Annotated in this window: 23 protein-coding genes; 12 read left to right on the top strand and 11 right to left on the bottom strand. The window is 41.4% G+C overall.

The annotated features are described in order from the left end of the window. Positions 1-8: 8 nt before the first annotated feature. From rodA to ACWATR_RS13675, 3 genes are all read right to left on the bottom strand, one after another. Positions 9-1,322, bottom strand: coding sequence for a rod shape-determining protein RodA (gene rodA, locus ACWATR_RS13685; RefSeq protein WP_460333078.1), 1,314 nt, complete (start codon positions 1,320-1,322; stop codon positions 9-11). A gap of 166 nt (positions 1,323-1,488) precedes the next feature. After that, positions 1,489-2,559, bottom strand: a complete 1,071-nt coding sequence (locus ACWATR_RS13680) for an Mrp/NBP35 family ATP-binding protein (protein ID WP_460333075.1) — start codon at positions 2,557-2,559, stop codon at positions 1,489-1,491. 270 nt (positions 2,560-2,829) lie between these two features. After that, positions 2,830-3,354: an SRPBCC family protein gene (locus ACWATR_RS13675; protein ID WP_292735314.1), complete on the bottom strand. Its 525-nt coding sequence runs from the start codon at positions 3,352-3,354 to the stop codon at positions 2,830-2,832. 451 nt (positions 3,355-3,805) lie between these two features. On the opposite strand from ACWATR_RS13675, the gene hemF reads away from it, so the two are divergent. Both hemF and ACWATR_RS13665 read left to right on the top strand, forming a co-directional pair. After that, positions 3,806-4,846: an oxygen-dependent coproporphyrinogen oxidase gene (gene hemF / locus ACWATR_RS13670; RefSeq protein ID WP_460333071.1), complete on the top strand. Its 1,041-nt coding sequence runs from the start codon at positions 3,806-3,808 to the stop codon at positions 4,844-4,846. A gap of 245 nt (positions 4,847-5,091) precedes the next feature. After that, complete coding sequence (locus ACWATR_RS13665) at positions 5,092-5,460, top strand: STAS domain-containing protein (protein WP_012411454.1); 369 nt, start codon at positions 5,092-5,094, stop codon at positions 5,458-5,460. A gap of 64 nt (positions 5,461-5,524) precedes the next feature. Here the strand turns inward: ACWATR_RS13665 and ACWATR_RS13660 are convergent, their stop codons facing one another. After that, positions 5,525-6,121, bottom strand: a complete 597-nt coding sequence (locus ACWATR_RS13660; protein WP_460333067.1) for a CpcT/CpeT family chromophore lyase — start codon at positions 6,119-6,121, stop codon at positions 5,525-5,527. Between the two features lie 212 nt (positions 6,122-6,333). Between ACWATR_RS13660 and psb29 the strand changes: the two genes are divergently transcribed. After that, complete coding sequence (psb29, locus tag ACWATR_RS13655; RefSeq protein WP_460333064.1) at positions 6,334-7,041, top strand: photosystem II biogenesis protein Psp29; 708 nt, start codon at positions 6,334-6,336, stop codon at positions 7,039-7,041. 82 nt (positions 7,042-7,123) lie between these two features. On the opposite strand, the gene ACWATR_RS13650 is transcribed toward psb29, so the two are convergent. From ACWATR_RS13650 to ACWATR_RS13640, 3 genes are all read right to left on the bottom strand, one after another. Then, positions 7,124-7,486 carry a phage holin family protein gene (locus tag ACWATR_RS13650; RefSeq protein WP_099102349.1) on the bottom strand — a complete coding sequence of 121 codons (363 nt, stop codon included), beginning with the start codon at positions 7,484-7,486 and terminating at the stop codon, positions 7,124-7,126. 293 nt (positions 7,487-7,779) lie between these two features. Beyond that, complete coding sequence (locus tag ACWATR_RS13645; protein ID WP_460333060.1) at positions 7,780-8,370, bottom strand: ExbD/TolR family protein; 591 nt, start codon at positions 8,368-8,370, stop codon at positions 7,780-7,782. Positions 8,371-8,412: 42 nt separating this feature from the next. Next, positions 8,413-9,141 (bottom strand): MotA/TolQ/ExbB proton channel family protein, encoded by a 729-nt coding sequence (locus tag ACWATR_RS13640; protein WP_460333057.1) that lies wholly within the window; start codon positions 9,139-9,141, stop codon positions 8,413-8,415. Between the two features lie 458 nt (positions 9,142-9,599). Here ACWATR_RS13640 and trmB point away from each other — a divergent pair, with 458 nt between their 5' ends. The 9 genes from trmB (at position 9,600) to ACWATR_RS13595 (ending at position 15,175) form a co-directional block, all read left to right on the top strand. Next, entirely contained in the window at positions 9,600-10,253 is a 654-nt protein-coding gene (gene trmB / locus ACWATR_RS13635) for a tRNA (guanosine(46)-N7)-methyltransferase TrmB (RefSeq protein WP_460333054.1), read from the top strand. A 410-nt stretch (positions 10,254-10,663) separates the two neighbouring features. Continuing rightward, on the top strand, positions 10,664-10,909 hold the full coding sequence (locus ACWATR_RS13630) for a hypothetical protein (protein ID WP_460333051.1): 246 nt from the start codon (positions 10,664-10,666) through the stop codon (positions 10,907-10,909). 27 nt (positions 10,910-10,936) lie between these two features. Continuing rightward, the gene (locus ACWATR_RS13625) at positions 10,937-11,374 is read left to right on the top strand and encodes a nitrogen fixation protein (RefSeq protein ID WP_069070969.1); all 438 of its coding nucleotides are present in this window, start codon (positions 10,937-10,939) and stop codon (positions 11,372-11,374) included. 306 nt (positions 11,375-11,680) lie between these two features. Further along, entirely contained in the window at positions 11,681-12,013 is a 333-nt protein-coding gene (locus tag ACWATR_RS13620) for a Nif11-like leader peptide family natural product precursor (RefSeq protein ID WP_460333048.1), read from the top strand. Between the two features lie 93 nt (positions 12,014-12,106). Beyond that, positions 12,107-13,369: a nif11-class peptide radical SAM maturase 3 gene (locus ACWATR_RS13615; protein ID WP_460333045.1), complete on the top strand. Its 1,263-nt coding sequence runs from the start codon at positions 12,107-12,109 to the stop codon at positions 13,367-13,369. Positions 13,370-13,377: 8 nt separating this feature from the next. Continuing rightward, positions 13,378-13,536, top strand: a complete 159-nt coding sequence (locus ACWATR_RS13610) for a hypothetical protein (RefSeq protein WP_460333042.1) — start codon at positions 13,378-13,380, stop codon at positions 13,534-13,536. Between the two features lie 354 nt (positions 13,537-13,890). Then, positions 13,891-14,508: a PEP-CTERM sorting domain-containing protein gene (locus ACWATR_RS13605; RefSeq protein WP_460333039.1), complete on the top strand. Its 618-nt coding sequence runs from the start codon at positions 13,891-13,893 to the stop codon at positions 14,506-14,508. Positions 14,509-14,832: 324 nt separating this feature from the next. After that, positions 14,833-14,976: a hypothetical protein gene (locus ACWATR_RS13600; protein WP_181932334.1), complete on the top strand. Its 144-nt coding sequence runs from the start codon at positions 14,833-14,835 to the stop codon at positions 14,974-14,976. 43 nt (positions 14,977-15,019) lie between these two features. Continuing rightward, complete coding sequence (locus tag ACWATR_RS13595; RefSeq protein WP_460333036.1) at positions 15,020-15,175, top strand: hypothetical protein; 156 nt, start codon at positions 15,020-15,022, stop codon at positions 15,173-15,175. 285 nt (positions 15,176-15,460) lie between these two features. On the opposite strand, the gene ACWATR_RS13590 is transcribed toward ACWATR_RS13595, so the two are convergent. The 4 genes from ACWATR_RS13590 to ACWATR_RS13575 all read right to left on the bottom strand — a co-directional run bounded on the left by ACWATR_RS13590 (position 15,461) and on the right by ACWATR_RS13575 (position 21,218). After that, complete coding sequence (locus ACWATR_RS13590) at positions 15,461-16,207, bottom strand: peptidylprolyl isomerase (protein WP_460333033.1); 747 nt, start codon at positions 16,205-16,207, stop codon at positions 15,461-15,463. A 63-nt stretch (positions 16,208-16,270) separates the two neighbouring features. Beyond that, positions 16,271-17,794 (bottom strand): HlyD family efflux transporter periplasmic adaptor subunit, encoded by a 1,524-nt coding sequence (locus tag ACWATR_RS13585; protein ID WP_460333031.1) that lies wholly within the window; start codon positions 17,792-17,794, stop codon positions 16,271-16,273. A gap of 84 nt (positions 17,795-17,878) precedes the next feature. Then, positions 17,879-20,599 carry a peptidase domain-containing ABC transporter gene (locus ACWATR_RS13580; protein WP_460333028.1) on the bottom strand — a complete coding sequence of 907 codons (2,721 nt, stop codon included), beginning with the start codon at positions 20,597-20,599 and terminating at the stop codon, positions 17,879-17,881. Next, positions 20,502-21,218 carry a helix-turn-helix domain-containing protein gene (locus ACWATR_RS13575; RefSeq protein WP_460333026.1) on the bottom strand — a complete coding sequence of 239 codons (717 nt, stop codon included), beginning with the start codon at positions 21,216-21,218 and terminating at the stop codon, positions 20,502-20,504. The genes ACWATR_RS13580 and ACWATR_RS13575 overlap by 98 nt, the downstream gene beginning before the upstream one ends. Positions 21,219-21,292: the final 74 nt, after the last annotated feature.

The raw sequence follows: 21,292 nt of genomic DNA, 5'->3' as shown, positions 1-21,292 counted from the left end.
ATGACGAATCAATAATACTTCTGCCTTTGTCGAAAATTTGCTACCGATTCTACTATTCCCAAGGAAATGAAGTTAGTCAGCATCGCAGAACGCCCATAACTCATCCAAGGTAGAGGAATACCTGCCACAGGTGCTAAACCAACAGTCATACCAATATTTACAATCAGCTGAAATACGATCATGGACAAAACGCCAATAGCCAACAAGGAACCAAAGTTATCTTTGGCCGTTTGGGCAACATGCAGTAGACGGAAGCAAATTAAGCAGAAGACAAACAGTACTACCAAACAACCAACAAAACCGAATTCTTCCCCCACTGCGGAGAAAATAAAGTCTGTATGCTGTTCCGGTACGAAATTCAGTTGCGTCATTGGTCCCTTGAACAGACCCCATCCCCAAATTTCACCAGCACCAATAGCAATGCGAGATTGGATTAAGTGATATCCAGCACCGAGTGGATCATGATCAGGGTTCATGAATACAGTGAGCCGGTCTTTTTGATACTCTTTCAAAATATGCTTCCAGGCAAAGACTCCTAATTCGCCACCCAGTATATTGAGAGTCCATGCACCGATAGTGCCCAAACCAAACCGACGCCAGGGAAGAGTTTGCCAGCCGACAATAGCCATTGCAATTGACCAAACTATCCCTAATGGGCCAAAAGATAGTTCTTTGAATAAAACGATCGGCTCTGCTAATGGCCAAGACGTACTAAATAAAATAGCCGCAATCACAGGAGAAATCATCAGGATTAACCAGCCTGGGTTGGCATTTGCCCAGTACAGCATTCCTAAAACGATCGCACAAAAAACCATTGATGTTGCTAAATCTGGCTGCAAAAATATCAATCCCCAAGGTACAGCGGTGATTGCCAGAACGCGGAAAACACCTTCAAGGGTAGAAGCAGTGCGCCTGTGTAGCAAAGCAGCTAAGGTGATGATCATGCCGACTTTGGCAAATTCTGAGGGTTGGACATTGAAACCAGCAATAGGAATCCACCTCTGTGCCCCTTTGGCGCTACTACCAGCAATCATCACGATGATTAAGCTGAAATTCGTTATTGCATAAGTTACCCAGTGCCACTGCATCAAAAGTTCGTAACGGATACGAGATAAAAACAGGGCTATAAGCATGCCGATACCCGCTACCATCCAATGCCACCACCAGTCAGTTACTGGCTGCTTAAGTTCCGTACTGAGGATCATCAGGCCGCCAAAGATACTGACAGCAACTGGCAAACAAAAAAGTAGCCAATCTAGATGCTGCCAGGGCTTAACCCAAGACTTCCAGCGAATTTTGGGGAGCGATCGTTTTAACAACATTGTGCCAGTTTAGACTTTAGCTTTAATTGTTGGGGATTGGACATTGGGGATTGGGAATTGGGCAATAATTAATAGTTATTCCCCCCTACTTCCCCACTCCCTAATACCCAATCCCTAGTATTCCCAAGCAATAGCCCAGGAAGTAGATAGAAATTAAAATTTATAATTATGTCAGGGCAGCAACTGATACTTTACCAGCGATGGTAAGAGCGATCGCTGTTAATGCTTTTGCTGAAGCTGAATCTGGATCACCAACGACTATTGGCACACCGTTGTCACCACCTACTCGTGTAGAAATCTCTAACGGCACGCACCCCAAAAGCGGCACTCCCAATTCAGTAGCTGTTTTGGAGCCACCACCCGAACCAAAGATGTCATATTGCTTATCTGGTTGATCGGGGGGTATAAAATAGCTCATATTTTCTACGATCCCTAATACCGGGACATTCATCTGCTGGAACATCCGCAATCCTTTGCGAGAATCTAACAGGGCTACGTTTTGCGGTGTGGTGACAATTACTGCCCCTGCCATCGGTACTGCTTGGGTTAAAGTTAACTGAGCATCTCCGGTTCCTGGTGGCATATCTACAATCAAATAATCCAGTTCCCCCCATTGCACTTGATAGAGAAACTGACGAATTACACCATTGAGCATAGGCCCCCGCCAAATTACTGGTTGATCTCGGTCAATCAAAAAGCCCATCGAAACTAATTTGACGCCGTGATTAAAAGCAGGTTCCATGATGTCACCGCTTTCAGTGGAACGCACAACAATTTGGGCATCAGCCAGACCCAGCATGGTGGGGTCATTGGGGCCGTAAATATCAGCATCTAGCAAGCCGACTTTCGCCCCAGTTTGAGCTAAAGCCACTGCGACATTCACCGCCACCGTACTTTTACCAACGCCACCTTTACCGCTGGAAACAGCAATGATATTTTTCACCCCGGAAATGCCAGTGCGGTCGGGCAAACTTTTTTGCTGCGGTGTTTCTGCCGTAACTTCTATACTGACATCTGTAACGCCTGGGAGTTTTTTGACAGCTTTCTGACAGTCTTCAACAATAAATTCACGTAAAGGACAGGCAGGAGTGGTTAATACTAAAGTGAAACTAACTTTGCCACCGTCAATTGTGACATTACGAATCATATTAAGTTCTACCAGACTTTTGCGGAGTTCTGGGTCTTCCACTGGTCGCAAAACTTCTAAGACAGAACGGGAATCGAGAACATCGTACATAAAAATTCAAAATTCAAAATGAATAAACACTCTTGTGGAGAACATCTTAGTTATTAACTGGATGCTTTCTTAAGTAAGGTCAGCTTAGTGTTATCACTGTCGCTGCCGTAATAAAACTTAGCAAATGGCATTATTACCTAATAGAATCTTAACTTTCTTTGGGCATTGGGAATTGGGCATTGAGAAGAGGCAGAGGAGCGGGGTGCAGGGGGCAAAAGGAAATAACTCTTCTCCCTGCTCCCTCATCCCCCAGTCACCAATCCCCAGTCCCTAAAAATCAAAACAACTGTCATTAAGAGATTTTTTCTTACCAGATACCGCTGGTAATGCCGTCTTTTCTACTGCCTCGACTAAAGACCGTGCAACGCGGTCTGCATAAGGACGGGATAAAGACCAAATCAGGGGCGATAACCAACCCCGTAATGTTACAGAATAAGACAAACAAGTACCACAAACTGTTGATTCTACTTGATAAGTCACCCTTTCCTCAATTCCAGGAATTGCCATTACTCGGATACTCAGCATCTCTCTAGGATTGACACGTTCCACAAAAATTCTGATGGGAATCGGTGAAAAGCGTGTGACAGCTTGAAAAATTAATCCTGGTTTGGGTACTAATCCGTGGGGAACATTAGTACTCTTTAGTTGCGGATGCCAGGAAACATCTGTTAAGTCAACCACTTTTTGCCACAGTTCATCTACAGAAGCAGAACTAATCTCTCGATACGTCCACACCAGAGAGGCGCAAAACCGACGACGTTTGCGGTGGATGAATTTGGATAACCAACCTTGCATTTTCCTAATCCTCCTCCTCTCTAGAGACTTTCTGGTAACTCTGGTATGGTGTGCAACTACGCTCAAACCCTAAATTAAAACTTTCTCAAAAATTCACTAAACATAGTAAGCTTCGATTCAGGACAGACTCTAACAGCCAACATTAGCAATATGGCAAATAAGTTTTGAGCAGTCCAGTCAAACCCTTGATACTTCAAGGTTAAGACTAAAATTTAGTCTTTCTACCAGAATATTCCAATTAAGAATTTCAAAAAAAACTAATTCAATATACAAGCCTATACGCATTTGAGGGAAAATAACTCTAGTGATGCCCATCAATCGTATAAATGCTTAACCAGTAAGAAAAAGCGGGTTGGGCAAATAGAGCTAGATTGTTGGCGCGTGTTTCCCCCAAATTTTAAAATGAAAAATTTGTGGCTTTCTGGAAATTGTAATTTAGGTTCGGGAATCTATGTTGACCAACTCGCAAACACCAACTGTAGAAGCAGTATCATCCAAATCTTTGCCAGCACCTGACGCTCAGACTAGAGTCAGTCAGTTTATGAAACAGCTGCAAGACGAAATTACTGAATCATTAGGAAAACTAGATGGTGTGGCTAAGTTTCATGAAGATAGTTGGGAACGCCCAGAAGGAGGTGGAGGGCGATCGCGCGTGCTGCGAGATGGTGCAATATTTGAACAAGCAGGTGTAAATTTTTCTGAAGTTTGGGGTTCCCATTTGCCAGCTTCAATTTTAGCCCAACGCCCGGAAGCAGCAGGGCATGGCTTTTATGCCACTGGCACTTCAATGGTGCTACATCCTCACAATCCTTACGTACCCACAGTTCATCTAAATTATCGCTACTTTGAAGCGGGGCCAGTGTGGTGGTTTGGTGGTGGTCTTGACTTGACACCTTATTACCCCTTTGCTGAAGATGCGGCGCATTTACACAAAACATTAAAACAGGCTTGTGACGAACACCACCCAGAATATTACCCAGTATTTAAACGGTGGTGTGATGAATATTTCTACCTCAAGCATCGCGATGAGACACGGGGGGTAGGTGGTCTGTTTTTTGATTACCAAGACGGTCAAGGTGCTTTATATCGCGGCCCAAATCCCGACGGAGAAGCGGCTAGTTATAGCAACCAGGTGGGAACACCAGCAACCCGCAATTGGGAAGATTTGTTTGGTTTTGTGCAAGACTGCGGCAGAGCATTTTTACCAGCCTACGTACCAATTGTAGAACGGCGGCATGGGATGGAATATGGCGATCGCCAACGGAATTTTCAACTATACCGTCGGGGACGATATGTAGAATTTAACTTGGTTTATGACCGAGGTACCATTTTTGGTCTACAAACCAACGGACGCACCGAATCAATTCTTATGTCCCTACCACCCTTAGTGCGCTGGGAATACGGCTATCAACCGGAACCCAATTCCCCCGAAGCCGAGTTGTATGAAACCTTCCTTAAACCTCAAGATTGGATCAACTGGACACCTAAATAGTACTGAGTGCTGAGTACTGAGTTAGGAGTTAGGAGTTAGGAGTCAGGAGTTATGATAATTATCCTGATCTTCCCTTTCTCCCCCATCTCCCTACTCCCCACTATTTTGATGAGTTAAACTACTAAAGTTAAGCACTTAGCAGAAAAAAGTGACAATTTTAGCTATACCTTGTTAATCTCAAGTGACAGCATTAGAAAATTCTGCGAGTAATTAATCTTAATAGGAATGGCACGGGGAGGGCTTTAGTGATTCATATAGACCAAAAAACTTATACAACCCAAGACGGAAACACTGTTATTGTCCTGACACCAGCAGGTCGCCTAGATATCACCACTGCTTGGCAATTTCGCCTGAAGTTACAGGAGTGTATTTCCAAACTCAGTCGCCACGTAGTTGTAAATCTGGCTCAGGTAAATTTTATTGATAGTTCTGGTCTCACTTCTTTAGTCGCTGGAATGCGCGATGCTGATAAAGTCAAGGGCAGTTTCCGCATTTGCAATGTACATCCAGAAGCCAAACTCGTATTTGAAGTGACGATGATGGATACTGTTTTTGAAATCTTTGAAACAGAAGAGGAAGCTTTAGAAGGTGTACCTCGTAGCATTGCCAGTTAGAAAAGAGTTAGGAGTTAGGAGTTTGGAGTTAATTCAAAATTCATGACTCATAACTTTATCTTATTCAATACTGATTTCGCTTGGTGTAGCGATAAGGCCCCATAATCGCTCCCCAGGTTGCTTTTCCAGTTTCTGGATCAATTCCTTTGTCGTAGCTATAAAATTCTGCCCCTGTAGCTGCAAAACCCAAGGAAACATACACAGTATTGCCAAGATAAGTAAAGCTACAACGAGTTTCTGGTAATGGAGTGGCAGTGAACTTATAGCGATCGCAAGCTAGTTTTTCTTGAGTAACTGTTAGGATACAACCTGGCAGTAAATCTAATTGTTCGGGTGTCAGTGTGTTGAGTAGAGCAGGGTTATGACCTGCGCCTCTTAATGCACCTGGATCTTGAGGCATATAATATTGTACTTCCACGGTTGCGTCAGAGTCGCTCCCCTGACGCAAGCGGATAATTCGCTGGCGATAAGGTTGATCTAGGGTAATAACGTTAGCCTGTTCGGCAAACAAGGTAATGCTATCTTCTGTGAAGAGATTAACTGGTCTTTGCCACAAGCACAGGTGGACATACCAAACTGGCTCTGCTATAGCTTGTTCCCGATTATCAAATTCACCAGCTAGGTACTCACCTAAAGCAATTAACTGTGGCGAGAAGTTCATAAATGCGATAAAAGAATCATTAAGGATGATAATTTTTTTGGCTAGTTTTTTAGGAGAAAAGGTCTTAATCCCCTGTGGCTACTAGCTTATAAAATACTTCTGATTTGTCTACATTGTAAATGAAACTGTCACCAGCTAAAAGCTCAACTTGGCAAAGTAGCCTTTAAGCGAGAAAATAAAGATACGTCGCCCTTAACATTTCCTTTTTCTTTGTGAATAACGTCCGTACAGTCTCTGATACAAAACGAACTTTCTACAATCTTCACACCCGTCCGATCAACACTATTTATCGTCGGGTAGTAGAAGAATTGATGGTGGAAATGCATCTGCTGTCAGTAAATATCGATTTTAGCTACAATCCAATTTATGCCTTGGGTGTCGTCACTACTTTTGACCGCTTCATGGAAGGCTATCAACCCGAACGGGATCAAGAATCAATTTTTAACGCCCTATGTCGGGCTATAGAAAAAGATCCGCAACAATATCGACAGGATGCTGAAAGATTGCTAGCTGTAGCTAAAGGTTTGCCAGTTAAAGATTTAATTGGTTGGCTAGGGCAAACTACTTACTTAGATAGAGATGGTGACTTACAAGCACAACTGCAAGCGATCGCCAATAATCCTAACTTTAAATACAACCGTTTGTTCGCAATTGGTGTATTTTCGTTATTAGAGCAGTCAGATCCCGAATTAGTCAAAGACGAAAAACAACTAACTGAAGCATTGAAAGCGATCGCTGCCGGTCTGCACCTCTCCGATGACAAACTCAACAAAGATTTGGAGTTATATCGTTCTAACTTAGAAAAAATGGCGCAAGCACTGATAGTAATGGCAGATATGCTTTCAGCCGATCGCAAAAAACGCGAGCAACGTAAACAACAATCAACTACCCCAGTTGCTCCACCAAGTTCCAACGAATAGTTAAAAGATGGGAGTTAGGAGTTAGGAGTTAGGAGTTAGGAGTTATTAACAACTGATCACTCATCACTCCTAACTCTTGATTTTAGACGCCCAATAGTTTGTAGATTAAGCTGTTAATTATAGTCAGCGCAAATGCCCCAATTACAGCACTCCAAATCCCGTAACGTAAACGAAAGCCCTCTACTAACCAAGCAGCAATACTAAAGCAAACTACGGCAATCATAAATGTGAAAATGCCGGATAGTAAGTCCAGTGTAAGTAAATTTGGTACTGCAAAAACGAGGCTTAAAATCGGTCTGACTATTGCCGTCACGATCCCAAGCACTGCGGCAGAAAGGAAGGCTTTACCTGGAGTGTCAATTTCAACTCCCAAAGGCAATTTGCTAATTATCAATAAGCTGATAGCTGTTACTACCCAAACAATTAAAAGCGTCACGATATTCATGCCACAACCCCTGAAATGTGAATGGCAATTGGTGATAAATTACTTCAGTTTATCGGTGGAAAAATCTTTAAAGCTCAACCAATTATTTATAAATTAGCAGAGAATTTTTCTCTGCCCGAATTTTATTTTAGATATCTTTAGGTTTAGCAAAAAGCTTGAAGGGGGAGTGGGGAATGAGGGAGTAGGGGAGCAAGGGAATAAAAGTTAATAACCAATGCCCATTCCCCATTCCCCATGCCCCATGCCCTACATTATCTTTTAAGATTAGGTTGGGCTTGTTTGGGTGCTGGCGCTTATGGCGCTGGTGAGCTAGGAACTGCCGTGGGTAAGGGTACGGAATTAGGTGCTAAGGGAAATTTCGGGGCAAGATTCCCTTCGGGATTGATACCTGGAACTGGTGCATCACCAGGATTTATAGGGAAAGAGGGGATAGCAGGCTGGTTTGGTAAGCTTGTGGGTGGTTGAGATGGGCCAGGAATAATTCCCAAAGAAACGCGATCGCCTCCTACTTGCCGTAGTAAATCTAATGTCTCAATCACATCATTATAAGTTGCTGTGCGCGAAGCATTCAGCACCACAACAGCACTGGGATTTTGTTGGAGATACTGTTTTAACGTTTGTCCCAAATCTTCCCGTTTTATAGGCTGTTTTTCTATGTAAGTATTGCCAACAGCATCAATAGTCACAATCAGACTTCCACTCTGTGATGTTATCCCAGATACTAAACTGGGACTGGCTTTGGGCAAATCAACATTTATCGCCTGTTGCCGTGTAAATTGTAATGCCGCTAACAAAAAAAACGTCAGGATACAAAAAACAACATCAATTAAAGGGATGATTTGAATTTGAACTTCTTCAATTGGAGTATGTAGATTAACTTTCATGTCTCACTCTAAAGCCTGGTTTCGGAGTTGAATTCTTGACTATTAATTAGGTGCATTCGGGGGTTCAGGTGGTTCAGGCAACCGAGTCTTTCCTGGCTTGCGAGGTGGAGTGAAACTCTCCCGCACAATTGCTGATGTAATATTACTAAAATCAGGCGGGGACTGGTGATAGAGCAATTCCATCTCATTCCCTGCTTTACGAAAAACTTTAACTTGGTTGACGACAAAACTTTGAAATAGGCGGTAAAATACCAAACTAATGATGGCAACTATTAGCCCTGCTGCCGTACTAATTAAGGATTCACCAATACCAGTAGTCACTCCAGCAGTAGATTCAGTGCCTAAATCGCCAATCCGAATTGAGCGCAGAGACTGGATTAAACCCAAAACTGTACCTAATAATCCTAGCAAGGGTGCGAGGGCAATCACGGCTTCTAAAAGCTTTTCACCTCGCCGCATTCCAGCCAATTCATCTTCTGCTGTGGACTCAAGTGCTAGTCGAAAGGTTTCCGCATTACTTTTTGTTAAGCGTAGAGGGGCGTAAAGAAAACGCCCAACTGGCTGATGGCTTGCTTGTCTTGCAATGTCCGCAGCTACTTGCCAATTATCCTGGGCAGCATCTAGGATGCGATCGACTATTTGCTTTTCCTGAGTCAAAATTCTTAACCAGAACCACAAACGCTCGAAAATCACACTCAAAGCCAGAATCGACAAAATAAGCAAAGGCCACATCGCCGGCCCGCCCTTATAAAACAAATCTAAAATATCCACTGTTTAAGTTTCCTCCCTCCATGACTAGAGCAAATGTGCTTAAGCATTTTAATTCTAGAGATTAATGCAAAATGAGGGACTTCAAAAATATAAATTTCTCGAAAACCTCAAAATACAGTGTAAAGATGGCATATTTGACTCAGACTGCTTTACAAGTATTGGAGCAAAAAGCCCACCGCTTATACCCGCATTTCTCACAAGTTTTAAATGCAGAGAGGCAGAGGGGCAGAGGGGCAGACGAGAAAGAACAAGGCAATTGAACTCTCCTCTGCTCCCCTGCACAAGCACAGGCTTTGAGCATTGGTGAGAAATCCAGGTTATAGTAGTGGGAGTGTCAAAAACTTTCTGCTGGATAGGCGATTGAATGATAGACCGATAATTTTTGGCATACTTTTGCTAGACTTCCTTGTAACCTGGAATTGCACTACAGGATATTTTCACGTGAAGGAGAGCAAATTTTGGCAGCAGTCCGAGTCCGCCAGCATGTTAATCCACTTGGTAAAAAGTATCAAACACCAGCAAATCCCCTTGACTGGGAAAAAGTTTATGCAAAGCCAAATCAACCACTACATCTAGATATTGGCTGCGCTAAGGGACAGTTTTTGCTGAATATGGCCAAGATAGAACCCAACTGGAATTTTCTCGGCTTAGAAATTCGGGAACCGCTGGTGGTGGAGGCGAATAAGTTACGTTCTGAGTTGGCTTTAACAAACCTGCACTACTTGTTTTGCAATGTGAATAACTCATTGCACTCACTTTTATCTTCTCTCCCTCAAGGAAGTTTACAACGCGTTACAATTCAATTCCCCGATCCTTGGTTTAAAACCCGCCATGCGAAACGTCGTGTAGTCCAACCAGAATTAGTGGCAGATTTAGCGAAATATCTTGCGGTTGGGGGATTTGTATTTCTGCAATCAGATATGGAATTTGTCGCTGTGGAAATGCGCGATCGCTTTGCGGAAAATCCAGATTTTGAGAAAATTGGTACAGGAGAATGGTTGACTGAAAACCCCTTACCAGTTCCAACAGAAAGGGAAATAGGTACGCAAAAAAAGGGTGAACCTGTTTATCGGGCTTTGTTTGTTAGGCGAGAAGTTGTAAATGAAGAGTAGTGATGGTGTGCGATCGCATAGCACTATAAATGCCAAATCTAGCTTTTTATCTTGATATTTTAGAGATTATATGTTTTTCCAAGTTGATCTAAAGTAACTAGAGATTAGAAATTCTCTATCAATTTCCAATATTTTCGGGACATAAATATTTTAGTTAATGATCGCAATTGCCTAAGATATCAAATTTGAATTGGTATCCCACAGTTTATAGCTTGAGTAAATGATATATGCCCCTACAGAAAAATAGGGGCGAATCAAAATTTATCGTTTTTTAGTGACATAAAAGTTTTATTTCTGTCTACTTTAGAGTTATTAAGATATAGAGTGAGTAGCTTCTTTTTTCCTAAGATAAGGACATATTAGGCAATTACACTGATTAGTAATAGTCAATAAATCATAGGAAAATCAACATGGAAGCGAAAGAAAGAAAGTATAACAGTCAAATTGAAATTAGCGATTTGATTGATGATGCTGTGAAAAATGCTGTGGCACGTCGGAACGAAGTTTTGGATTCAGAAGAAACTTTATTATCTATGTCTGACGAAGAAGCAAAAAGTGTTGCAGGTGGAGTATCCAAATTAGTTCCCGTAATTCTTGGTAAGTTTCCTATTCCTACAACGATAGGACTGATAGCAACTGAACCCTTGTATTCATAAAGATTCTCTCCACTGGAGGCTCAATTGATGAAAGATATTACTGTTGATAAAACTACACTTTGCCCCAGTGCTAGACCAGAATCTGAGGATAGTGTTGTTTTCGGAATCATCAGTGGAACAGTTGCAGAACCCCGTGTAACTTATCTTAAACAGCCCTTGCCTATCACTAATGAACTGATAGCAAAAGCTAGTCCAATTACACCTGCTGAAATTTTTCGGACGGCGGCAGCTTGTGCCACTAAAGGTTGCCAGCATTTTGATGGACAAGATTGCCGTCTAGCAATGCGAATTGTAGAAAAGTTACCGCCAGTGGCAGAAGAACTACCCCCCTGTTCCATACGCCGAGATTGTCGGTGGTGGCAACAAGAAGGGAAAGCAGCTTGTATGCGTTGTCCACAACTGATTACAGATAACTACAATCCGTCTGAAGTAGCAATTCAAGTGTCAAAACTAGCTGCCAGTTAAAAGGCTTCCAAATAAAAAATACTCAACTACTGCTTGTGGGGTGGGTGTCAATACTTGTCGGTTAAGGGGGAAAGGGGAACGGGAAAGGGATAAAGAAAAAACCTTTACCCTTAGCCTTTAACCTTTTCCCCAAACCCAATTCCGAGTTAAAAGTGATTAGCCGAGAAGTATTGGGGTGGGTGTCTTACCCGCCTGTAGCCAAAAGCAGGCAGGATGTCCATCCTAAAAGATTAGAAATATCTAATGAATTGGTTCAATATTCCAACAGAGTTACCAACTCTTAAGTAATTTCAGGAGTAGAAGATTATGTCTATAGAACATGTGAAAGCTTTTTACGAAAAGCTAGCAAATGATGAAGCCTTTCGTAATCAAATTCAAGGCGTTAATAGCAAGGAAGAATGTAGTCAAATAGTTAAAGCTGCTGGCTACGATTTCACTCTAGAAGAGTATGAAGAATATACTGCTCAATTGCTGGAGTCTGCAAATGGTGAAGCTGAATTCAAGGATTTAAGTGAAAAAGAATTGGCAGCAGTTTTTGGTGGATTAACTGGCAAGCCCAAAATCCAACCATTATATGGAGCTGTATGGCCACCCTACCAACTGTTGTATGGAGTTATTCGGGTAGATGACATAGTTTAAGGAACCTCTATTGCGACTAGAAAAGATTAAATTTCTAGGGACGGATGAGGATTTGTTCGTCCCTTTCTAGAAAAATCAATTGAGAGTATTTTTATGGCTTATCGCCGAATTAGTTATGCAGTTTGGGAAATTACACTCAAGTGTAATCTAGCCTGTCAACACTGCGGCTCTCGTGCTGGGCATACAAGGGCACAAGAACTTTCCACAGCAGAAGCCCTTGATTTAGTCAAACAAATGGCGGAAGTGGGAATTACAGAAGTAACCATAATTGGTGGTGAAGCTTTTCTACGTCCTGACTGGCTGGAGATTGCCCAAGCAATTACCAAAGCTGGGATGTTATGTGGTATGACTACAGGGGGTTATGGTATCACCTTAGACACAGCACACCGGATGAAGGAAGCTGGAATTAGTGTGGTATCTGTATCAGTTGATGGTTTAGAAGCAACTCACGACCGTTTACGTGGTAGACAAGGCTCTTGGCAATGGGCGTTTAAGACCATGAGCAATCTCAAGGAAGCAGATATACGCTTTGGCTGCAATACTCAAATTAATCGTCTCTCTGCACCAGAATTTCCTTGTATTTACAAGCATCTCCGCGATGCTGGAGTATTCGCTTGGCAAATTCAGTTGACTGTACCGATGGGAAATGCAGCAGATAATAGTGAAATTCTGCTACAACCTTATGAATTATTAGATATATATCCCATGATTGCTCGTGTTGCTCAAAAGGCAAAGCGGGAAGGAGTGCAAGTTCAACCGGGAAATAATATCGGTTATTACGGCCCCTATGAACGACTGTTGCGGGGAGGAGATGCTTGGTCGTTCTGGCAGGGATGTAGTGCTGGATTGTCTGCTTTAGGCATTGAAGCCGATGGTGCGATAAAAGGTTGTCCCTCACTACCTACCACAGCCTATACTGGCGGCAACATCCGCGACTATTCACTGCGAACAATTATTGAAGAAACAGAAGAACTACGGTTTAATTTGGGGGCTGATACTCCCAAAGGAACAGAACATTTGTGGGGTTTCTGTAAGTCTTGCGAATTTGCGGAACTTTGTCGTGGTGGTTGCAGTTGGACTGCTCATGTTTTCTTTGATAAGAGAGGTAACAATCCTTACTGTCATCATCGCGCCCTGACTCAGGAAAAAGGTGGTATTCGGGAACGAGTGTTTCTCCAGCGTCAGGCGGAGGGAAGCCCTTTTGACAATGGGGAGTTTGGGCTAGTTGAAGAACCAATAAATGGCCCTTGGCCAGAAAACGATCCACTTCATTTTACTAGCGATCGCATTCAATGGCCACAATCGTGGGAAGCAGAATCAGAATTAGTCCATCTTTTGGTTAGTCCCAGCAATTAAACATTTTTATGAATAATATTTCCACTGATTCTACTACAGACTCTCAAGAACCATTGTTACCTCGTTCTGCTTGGAATAGTCAATTAGCCTATTTGCGACTTATTTTTAGAGCAAAGAAGGCGTTAGACTGCATTGAACAGGAAGCCGGTGTTGTGTGTGAGAAGTGAAAGTTGATTAATTGCTAAGAATAAATTCGTCTGATACTGGAAATTGAGTATTTATTATCTATCAACTCAAGCTTTTTTTGGGTTGATTTTTTATGATTTTTCTCTGCTCTATTTAAAAAATAAAAAATTAACCTAAAGACAAACTCATCTTAATTTTTTGTTATTAAATAGGCTTTTTAATTAATCTGAAAAACATAAATTTTGCATAATCTATTACTTGTCATATTTTGGGATATAAAAGTTTCACTTTTTCCATAAAATAAATTATTAAAATTTTATTTATTTTCTATTTTTGGGTAAATTCACACAAAAGATAATGGTAAAACCAAACATAGAGTTAGATTACCAACACTTATGAAAGCTAAAAACATCGGATTATTGATTTCAGCTGCGGTAGGAGGATGTCTGATGTCATTAGCTCCAGCAACTGCTGCTATCTTAGTCGAACCATTAGTGACAACAGCTGACCCAAACTTGCCTGAGGGAGTAGGAATTCCCTTGAATCTTCAACCAAATGAATTAATATTTTGGAATGCTCCTGATACTACTGGGCAACAAAACTTTCTAAATAATACAGGACTAACCATAAATTCACTCTCCCTTTTATTATTTCCAGATTTTGATACCCTTGAAGATGATGTGCAATGGGGAGATGTAAATGGAGATGGTCAAATTGGTTTTTCTAACATTTTTCCAACTCTTACTATTTCTCCTGATTTTACTGTCGAAGGTTTTCGCGCTCCAAGATTTAATTTTGTAGGAGGAGAAATCCCAAATAATAATCGTTTTGTAGTTCAGTTTCTTACCGACCCGGATTTAAGACCAGCAGTACCTGGAGATAATGGGCCCTTAGTAGTAGGTGGTATTTATAGAGGTTTCCAAACTGTTCCTGAACCTTCAACTATTCTTGGTTCTGTCCTAGCACTGGGATTAGGTAGCTGGTTACGAAAAAGAAAGTCAGTTAAAGTGTGATTGCACAGTAATAAAGTAGATTCAATAGTAATTTACATTTCTAAATCATTTAAAAAAATATCTCTGACTTTTTTGAGAGTCAGGGATATTTTTCTTTAAAATCTATATTTTAGTTAATTCCTTATTAAACTATCTGTGGTATTTTTTTATTTTTAAAATAAATTTAGTAAATTTAAAACATATAATTGAATCATTTTTGTCATGTTATATCTAGAGTTAAATATTGACTTAACACGATTGATAGAAGAAACTATCCATAGATGAGCAACTTAAGAACCTCATTCTGAAACTGGCGACTAAAAGTAAACAGAGGAGAAATTGAAAATGGCTAACATTTTAATTCAAGATTTAAATGCTCAAAGCGGTTTAGTTGAGCTAAATACCAGTGAACTCAATGAAGTTAAGGGTGGTTGCCCAATCTGTATTTTCCTTGTAGCTGTTGCTGTTGGCTACCTTCTTAATGACTAATTCTGAAAACATCTATTCCTACTTCTGAATCGGAGATTTTATCATGACAGTCATTACCATTAATGATCTTGACGAATCAAGCTATCTGAATGAATTAAGCGACATTGATAGTGATGCAACTCGTGGTGGAATTCTACCACTTATTGCAGCAGCTTGGCTTGGCTATCAAATAGGTAAGGAAATTGCGCGGCTTACTTAGTAATAGATTTAGAAATACTAATTCTTTGTGAGCTTGCACAGAATCTAAACTATAAAATTCTTGTAGAGCAAGAATTGTGATTATAGTTATCCTATGCATTTTCATATGAAATTGGTATAAAACAAAAATAAGTTTTGTTTTTTTGATTGCCTAATAGTGAAATTACACATCTATAATTTCACAATGAGAGCAATGTTTATCAAATGTCAAAAAATAAATAACCCTCTGAGGTTTGCAGAGGGTTATTTACTTTTTGTAATATTAACTAACTTTTCAAACAAAGACTTAGTTGATTGAACTTAATCTTAATGAAACTTCTACTTTGTTACGTTGCTGCTTCATCCATTGTGAAAATAGTTCAAAAACAATTTTAATGTGCAATTTATTATCTAATTGCGGTTGAATAATCTCCTCAACAAAAATCAGGTAAAATCCTTGAGAATTGACAATTGGTTTGAGAACTTGTGGTGGTTTAGCAGCAAAGACAGCAGCAGAAATTTCTGCCTTCAAGTCCTTACGACTGAGTATTCCTCGGTATCCCCCAGAGCGTCGTAACTCCTGATCTTGAATATATTTATGAGCAACATCATGAAAACTCATTTCTCCTTCTTGAATGGCATAGAAAAGTTCCAGCGCTAAGTCCTCGTCATCTAAGACAACTTCATACAAGACTACAGTTGCATAATCTAATTGGTGTTCAAAAAAGTGCTGTTCAACTTTATCTGTAAACAGATGAGCAGCTAACTTTCCAGCAATCACACTATTGTCAAGAATTTTTTCAAACTCTTCTAAGGACAGACCATGTTTTTCCAGCCAAGCCCAAGTATCATCAGCACTATCTAATTGGTTAGCTAAACGCATTTGGTCAGCGGCTTTTTGGAGTTCGGCAACCTCTACTTTAATACCCAAAGCTTCTGAAGTATTTTCCAGAATATGGCGATTTACAATCTCTTCAATTATGGATGGAATTTTACAAGATAGCTTAATTTGCTCAAGAATATTTTCGTTTGTAATCTTAACAACTTGTGACATTTTACCTCTCCTTTTATAGCTTTCCCATCTACAAAAACGGTGGGATATTTATTTATAAGTCTTTTACAATTTCACGCCACCCTGCTGCAACTGCTTAAACGGGTCAAGCAGAAAATCAATGATCCGACGCTGACGCACAATTACTTCAGCTGTCGCCGTATCCCCGGGACGCAAAATAATACACTTATTAGCCGAGCGAATACAATTTTGTTTTAGGGCAATTTCCAAGTCATAAGCTGCTACCTTGCCATTAGGTGTTTCCACCTCTATGGTAGTAGGAGAAATTTCTAACAATTCTCCTTCCACAATGCCGTAATCCTGAAAGGGATAAGCATCAAACTTCAACTTTACTGGCAATCCTCTTCGCAAGAAACCACTCTCATTTGTTGCCATTTGTGCCCGAATTATTAAAGGCGAACCTTGTGGTGCAATCTCCGCAATCATTGCGCCAGGCTGCACCATAGAGCCAGCCCGTTGTATCGGTAAATGAAACACTCTACCATTCACGGTGGCTCTTAACTCTCGTTGTCCTAACTGAAACTTTAACGAGACAATCTGACTCTTACTTTGAGCAATTTCTGCTTGAAGCGTAGTAATTTCTGTTTCCAAATTCTTCTGTTGTTCGTCGATTTTTAGCAGAGCTAGTTTGTTGGAACGAGTTAAAGTTTGATAACTCCTTTCCTGTTCTTTGAGTCGCAACTGTGCCTGTTCAATATCTGCATTTGCTTGCCGAATAGTCCGCTCATAACTACTCTGTTGTTCTAATAAACGTAGTTTAGCTTGCTGAATATCTGACTGATTTTGTTCATACAACTGTTGCTTGTCTTTAGCTATATCTTGCTTATCTACAACATTAATTTCTGGAACAACCCCTGACTGCCAAAGACTGCGATAGCGTTCAACTTCCCGCTGAGTGCTCGCCAAACTACTATCTACTAGCTTATTAGTTGTTTGGCTATGTTCAAGAGTTTGCCGTGCCTGATTAACTTGAGCTAACTTTTCGTCTTTTTGTAAATCATAGGAATTTCTAAGAGCATTCATATTCTGTCGTGCTTGGTCAATTTGAGACTGCTTTTCTAACTGTTGAGATTGATTTTGTTGCTGTTGCGTTGTCAAAGATACAACTAACTGACTTTTAGATGAATTTAGTTGAGAAAAGCGATTTAATTGTCCCTCTAACTTATCCTGTACCTGCCGCAATTCCGCCTTAACTAATTCCGATTCCAATACTAATAAAGTCTGCCCAACTTTAACCGAATCACTTTCCTTGACCCGAATTTCGGCAACAGTACCTGCCACAGCAGCATCCAGCCTAACCGTCTTTCCCTTTGGCTCAAGTCGCCCTCTCGCCGAACCAGTTTCATCCACCTTAGATAGCATCGCCCAAGGTAAAACTATCGACACAAACACCACTAAAAAATATAGCAATCCCCTAGTCCAAACCTGGGGCAAGCTATCAAGTAAATCCTTCGTCGCGTCAGCCCAATCATCAGTTGATCTCGCTGGTGTTTGTTTACTTAAAATTTCCTCGTGCTGTTCTACCTCATGGATTTGGGTTTGAACCTTTCCATTCAATGTGTTTGGCATGATTTTTCCTGATATCAATTTTGGATTTGGGATTTTATTTTAGAAGTGGTGAAACAAGAAAAGCTTTCTCCCGATCCTCTTGTTTTACCCCGCAACATCCAACTGCTGATGATTGAGATAAAAATAATGTCCCCGCTTCGCCATCAACTCTTGGTGAGTCCCACTCTCAATCAACACGCCTCTATCTAGCACTAAAATCAAATCTGCATTCCGCACAGTTGATAGGCGATGGGCGATTAGTAAGGTAGTTCTGCCTTTAAGAATTGTGTTTAAATTCGTCTGAATAATTCTTTCTGACTCTGCATCCAGATGGGAAGTAGCTTCATCTAAAATCAACAGCTTGGGATTACCTAGCAATGCCTTAGCGATCGCAATTCTTTGTCGCTGTCCTCCAGATAACATCCCTCCTCCTTCACCAATCTGGGTTTCATAACCCATAGGTAACTTTTTAATAAACTCATCAGCACCCGCCAATCGCGCCGCCTCAATAATCTCTGCCAAAGTTGCCCCAGGATGTGCCAAGCTAATATTTTCCCGAATCGTTCCGCCAAATAAAAAGGTATCTTGGTCAACTACCCCAACCTGCTCGCGTAGAGAACGCAACGAAAGACTGTTAATATCCTGCCCATCAATCAACACTTTGCCATTTGTGGGAGGATATAATCCCAAAACCAGTTTAGAAATCGTGGTTTTCCCGGAACCACTCCGTCCCACTAGAGCAACCATTTGCCCGCTGTGTACTTCAAAACTGAGATTTTCCAAAATATTTATATCGCTTTCAGGGTGATAGCGAAACGTCACATTTTCAAAGCGAATATTACCTTGAATAGGTGGTAAAGATTGCCGCGCCTGATGCTGTAAATCCTCTTCTGGTTCGGCATCCAATACATCATTAATGCGTTCCACTGCAATCACAACTTCTTGCAATTGATTCCACAAAACTGTTAATCGTTGGAAAGGTCTAATAATATTTCCCAGCAACATATTAAATGCTACCAATTGCCCAATAGTTAACTGATTGTGAATCACTTGGTATGCCCCAAACCACAGCAAGACGGTAGTTACCACTGCTTCAATTGTGTTGCTGAATATTTGCAGACGATTACTGATAACTTGCCCGGAAAAGTTAGTTTTTATTTCCTTACTTAATAACTCTTCCCAATGCCAACGTACCGTCTGTTCCACTGCTGTGGATTTAACTGTTCGCACACCAGAAAGGGCTTCAATCAAATAGCTACTTTCATTAGTAACAGCATTAAAGATTTCCCTAGAAATCTTTTGTAAAAAAGGTGTGGCAATCACTGCCAGTAGGAAAAAAGGCGGCACAATCACTAAAACCAGCAACGCCATTTTCCAACTGTACCAAAACATCAATCCTAAATAGATAAAGACGGTGACTAAATCCAAGAGGATGGACAACGCCTCACCGGAAAGGAAACGTTGAATTTTGCGGTTTTCCTGTACACGAGAAATAATATCCCCCACATAACGCGACTCAAAGTAACTTAAGGGTAGGCGCAGGGTATGGCGAATAAATCCTACAATCAATGCCAAATCTACCTTATTCGCCGTGTGGTCTAACAGATATTGCCGTAATCCCGTCATCGCTACACGGAATAAACTAAAAATTAGCAATCCTAACCCTACCGCCGTTAAGGTCAGTTCAGAACGCTGTACTACCACTCGGTCTAAAATTAACTGGGTAAATAGGGGAGTAACGAGTCCAAAAATCTGGATAAATAAGGAAGCGACAAACACTTCCAGCATTACTAAAGAGTGAGGCTTCATTAACTCAAAGAATTGCCAAAAGGGGGTTGTAGTCTCTTTGGCATCCTTCAACCAGGCTGTGGGTTGTAGCAGCAGTGTATAGCCAGTCCAGTTGGCTTTAAATTCTTGGTGGCTGAGGGTGCGTTGACCAATACCAGGATCTGCCACAATCACCTGTTTTTCAGCGATTTCATAGACAACGATGTAGTGCTTCCCCTCCCAGTGGGCGATCGCAGGCAATTTTTGTTTCGCCAATTGGTCAAGACTCGCTTTCACCGGTCGCGTAGCAAACCCAATACTTTCCGCCGCCGCCGATAACCCCCGCAGCGACGAGCCATTGCGGTCAACATTGGCGATATCCCGTAGGCGATTTACACTAAAGTTTTTCCCCCAATAGCGAGACACCATTACTAAACAAGCTGCACCGCAATCTGATCCACTCTGTTGGGCAAAAAAGGGATAGCGCCGAATCACACGCTGTAATAAATGTCCGACTCGCTGCTTGGAGTTGGGAAAATAGGCTTTGCTAATCTTTTTCTGGTGTGGTTCGACTGCTGGCGTTGACAAAATCTTTCTTTCATGAGGCAGTTTTGAGTCAGATGGGGGGTTCTCTGAATCTACCTGTTGGGGATTACGGGATAGCGCCCTAGCCCACAAATGCTCCCGAATTTGTGGATATTTAGCCATCAGTGGCCACAATACCTCTCCTGGAATGAAGCATAATTGCAAGTTTACTGAAGCCCTTGCTGCATAAGGTCTGAAGTCACCCTCATTAAATAAGGTAAATTCCCCAAAGGACTCTCCCACCTCCAAAGTAGCGATTAACTCATCGCCGCCATCCAGCAGCCTGACTTTTCCTGCGATCGCAATATATATACCAGCTTTAGCATCAGTTCCTTGCCAGAATTTGCCGACTTTTGGGTTGATAAATTTAACTTGTTCAAGACAGTGTTGAAATTCCTCTGTCGAAAGAGAATAACCCAGAGTATTGTTTAACTGTTGCAGAGAAACTAACTGAGCAGATATATCTTGCGCCATAAATGTCTAAATCTTTTCCTAATTTTGCAAAGTTAATAGGTAAAAATTCGGAATTATCAGGAATAGCTGCCGATTTGAGGTCACTAATCAAGATTTTGGAACTCGTAGCCTTTTCGTTACTGCTTTGTTCTGCATTACTGGGTTTCGGTAGTGTGGATAATCCCATCTGTTTGAGCAGTCGCTTGACATGGCGATCGCTTACCTCAATCCCAAATTCCTTTGCTAGATGTTTCGCAAGCCAGTTTGCTGTCCAGCGTCGAAAAGCATAGCCATGATCGCGAGGACTGTTGTTAACTAGTTGCTTCAAACGCTCCAAATACTGATCATTCACAGCCTTCGGGCGACCAATGGGGCAATCTTGCCATTGGTGCGCCATCCCAGCCCTAGCTATGTGTGTCCAATGTCGTGCTGTTGCGGCACAACATCCCAAGGTTTGACAGATATCTGTTTGAGTTTTACCTTCATCTGCCAACAACATAATTTCAATTCGTTGACGGTAGGATTCAGGTAAACTATCGTCCAAACTTTGTAGTAGTAGTTTCCGCTGAAACGGTGTTAAACACTTACCACCACACGCACTTAAGTATTTAGTCTCAAAACTGACCTGACATTCGGACATATACGCAGAATTTGCTAGTTTTTTGAAGAAGAATTCAGGAGCGGAGCCGGAGACGCTCCGCCTCCGGTCAGAAT

The sequence above is a fragment of the Nostoc sp. UIC 10890 genome, from assembly GCF_054786515.1.
This window is presented reverse-complemented; position numbering and strand designations above follow the sequence as displayed.

Coding starts and splice junctions, on each gene's coding strand:
- ACWATR_RS13605 (WP_460333039.1), top strand. CDS start 13,891: ATGAAAGCTAAAAACATCGGATTATTGATTTCAGCTGCGGTAGGAGGA.
- ACWATR_RS13660 (WP_460333067.1), bottom strand. CDS start 6,121: ATGAACTTCTCGCCACAGTTAATTGCTTTAGGTGAGTACCTAGCTGGT.
- ACWATR_RS13600 (WP_181932334.1), top strand. CDS start 14,833: ATGGCTAACATTTTAATTCAAGATTTAAATGCTCAAAGCGGTTTAGTT.
- ACWATR_RS13630 (WP_460333051.1), top strand. CDS start 10,664: ATGGAAGCGAAAGAAAGAAAGTATAACAGTCAAATTGAAATTAGCGAT.
- rodA (WP_460333078.1), bottom strand. CDS start 1,322: ATGTTGTTAAAACGATCGCTCCCCAAAATTCGCTGGAAGTCTTGGGTT.
- ACWATR_RS13645 (WP_460333060.1), bottom strand. CDS start 8,370: ATGAAAGTTAATCTACATACTCCAATTGAAGAAGTTCAAATTCAAATC.
- ACWATR_RS13620 (WP_460333048.1), top strand. CDS start 11,681: ATGTCTATAGAACATGTGAAAGCTTTTTACGAAAAGCTAGCAAATGAT.
- ACWATR_RS13650 (WP_099102349.1), bottom strand. CDS start 7,486: ATGAATATCGTGACGCTTTTAATTGTTTGGGTAGTAACAGCTATCAGC.
- ACWATR_RS13680 (WP_460333075.1), bottom strand. CDS start 2,559: ATGTACGATGTTCTCGATTCCCGTTCTGTCTTAGAAGTTTTGCGACCA.
- ACWATR_RS13590 (WP_460333033.1), bottom strand. CDS start 16,207: ATGTCACAAGTTGTTAAGATTACAAACGAAAATATTCTTGAGCAAATT.
- ACWATR_RS13585 (WP_460333031.1), bottom strand. CDS start 17,794: ATGCCAAACACATTGAATGGAAAGGTTCAAACCCAAATCCATGAGGTA.
- ACWATR_RS13675 (WP_292735314.1), bottom strand. CDS start 3,354: ATGCAAGGTTGGTTATCCAAATTCATCCACCGCAAACGTCGTCGGTTT.
- ACWATR_RS13595 (WP_460333036.1), top strand. CDS start 15,020: ATGACAGTCATTACCATTAATGATCTTGACGAATCAAGCTATCTGAAT.
- ACWATR_RS13625 (WP_069070969.1), top strand. CDS start 10,937: ATGAAAGATATTACTGTTGATAAAACTACACTTTGCCCCAGTGCTAGA.
- ACWATR_RS13575 (WP_460333026.1), bottom strand. CDS start 21,218: ATGTCCGAATGTCAGGTCAGTTTTGAGACTAAATACTTAAGTGCGTGT.
- hemF (WP_460333071.1), top strand. CDS start 3,806: ATGTTGACCAACTCGCAAACACCAACTGTAGAAGCAGTATCATCCAAA.
- ACWATR_RS13580 (WP_460333028.1), bottom strand. CDS start 20,599: ATGGCGCAAGATATATCTGCTCAGTTAGTTTCTCTGCAACAGTTAAAC.
- ACWATR_RS13615 (WP_460333045.1), top strand. CDS start 12,107: ATGGCTTATCGCCGAATTAGTTATGCAGTTTGGGAAATTACACTCAAG.
- ACWATR_RS13610 (WP_460333042.1), top strand. CDS start 13,378: ATGAATAATATTTCCACTGATTCTACTACAGACTCTCAAGAACCATTG.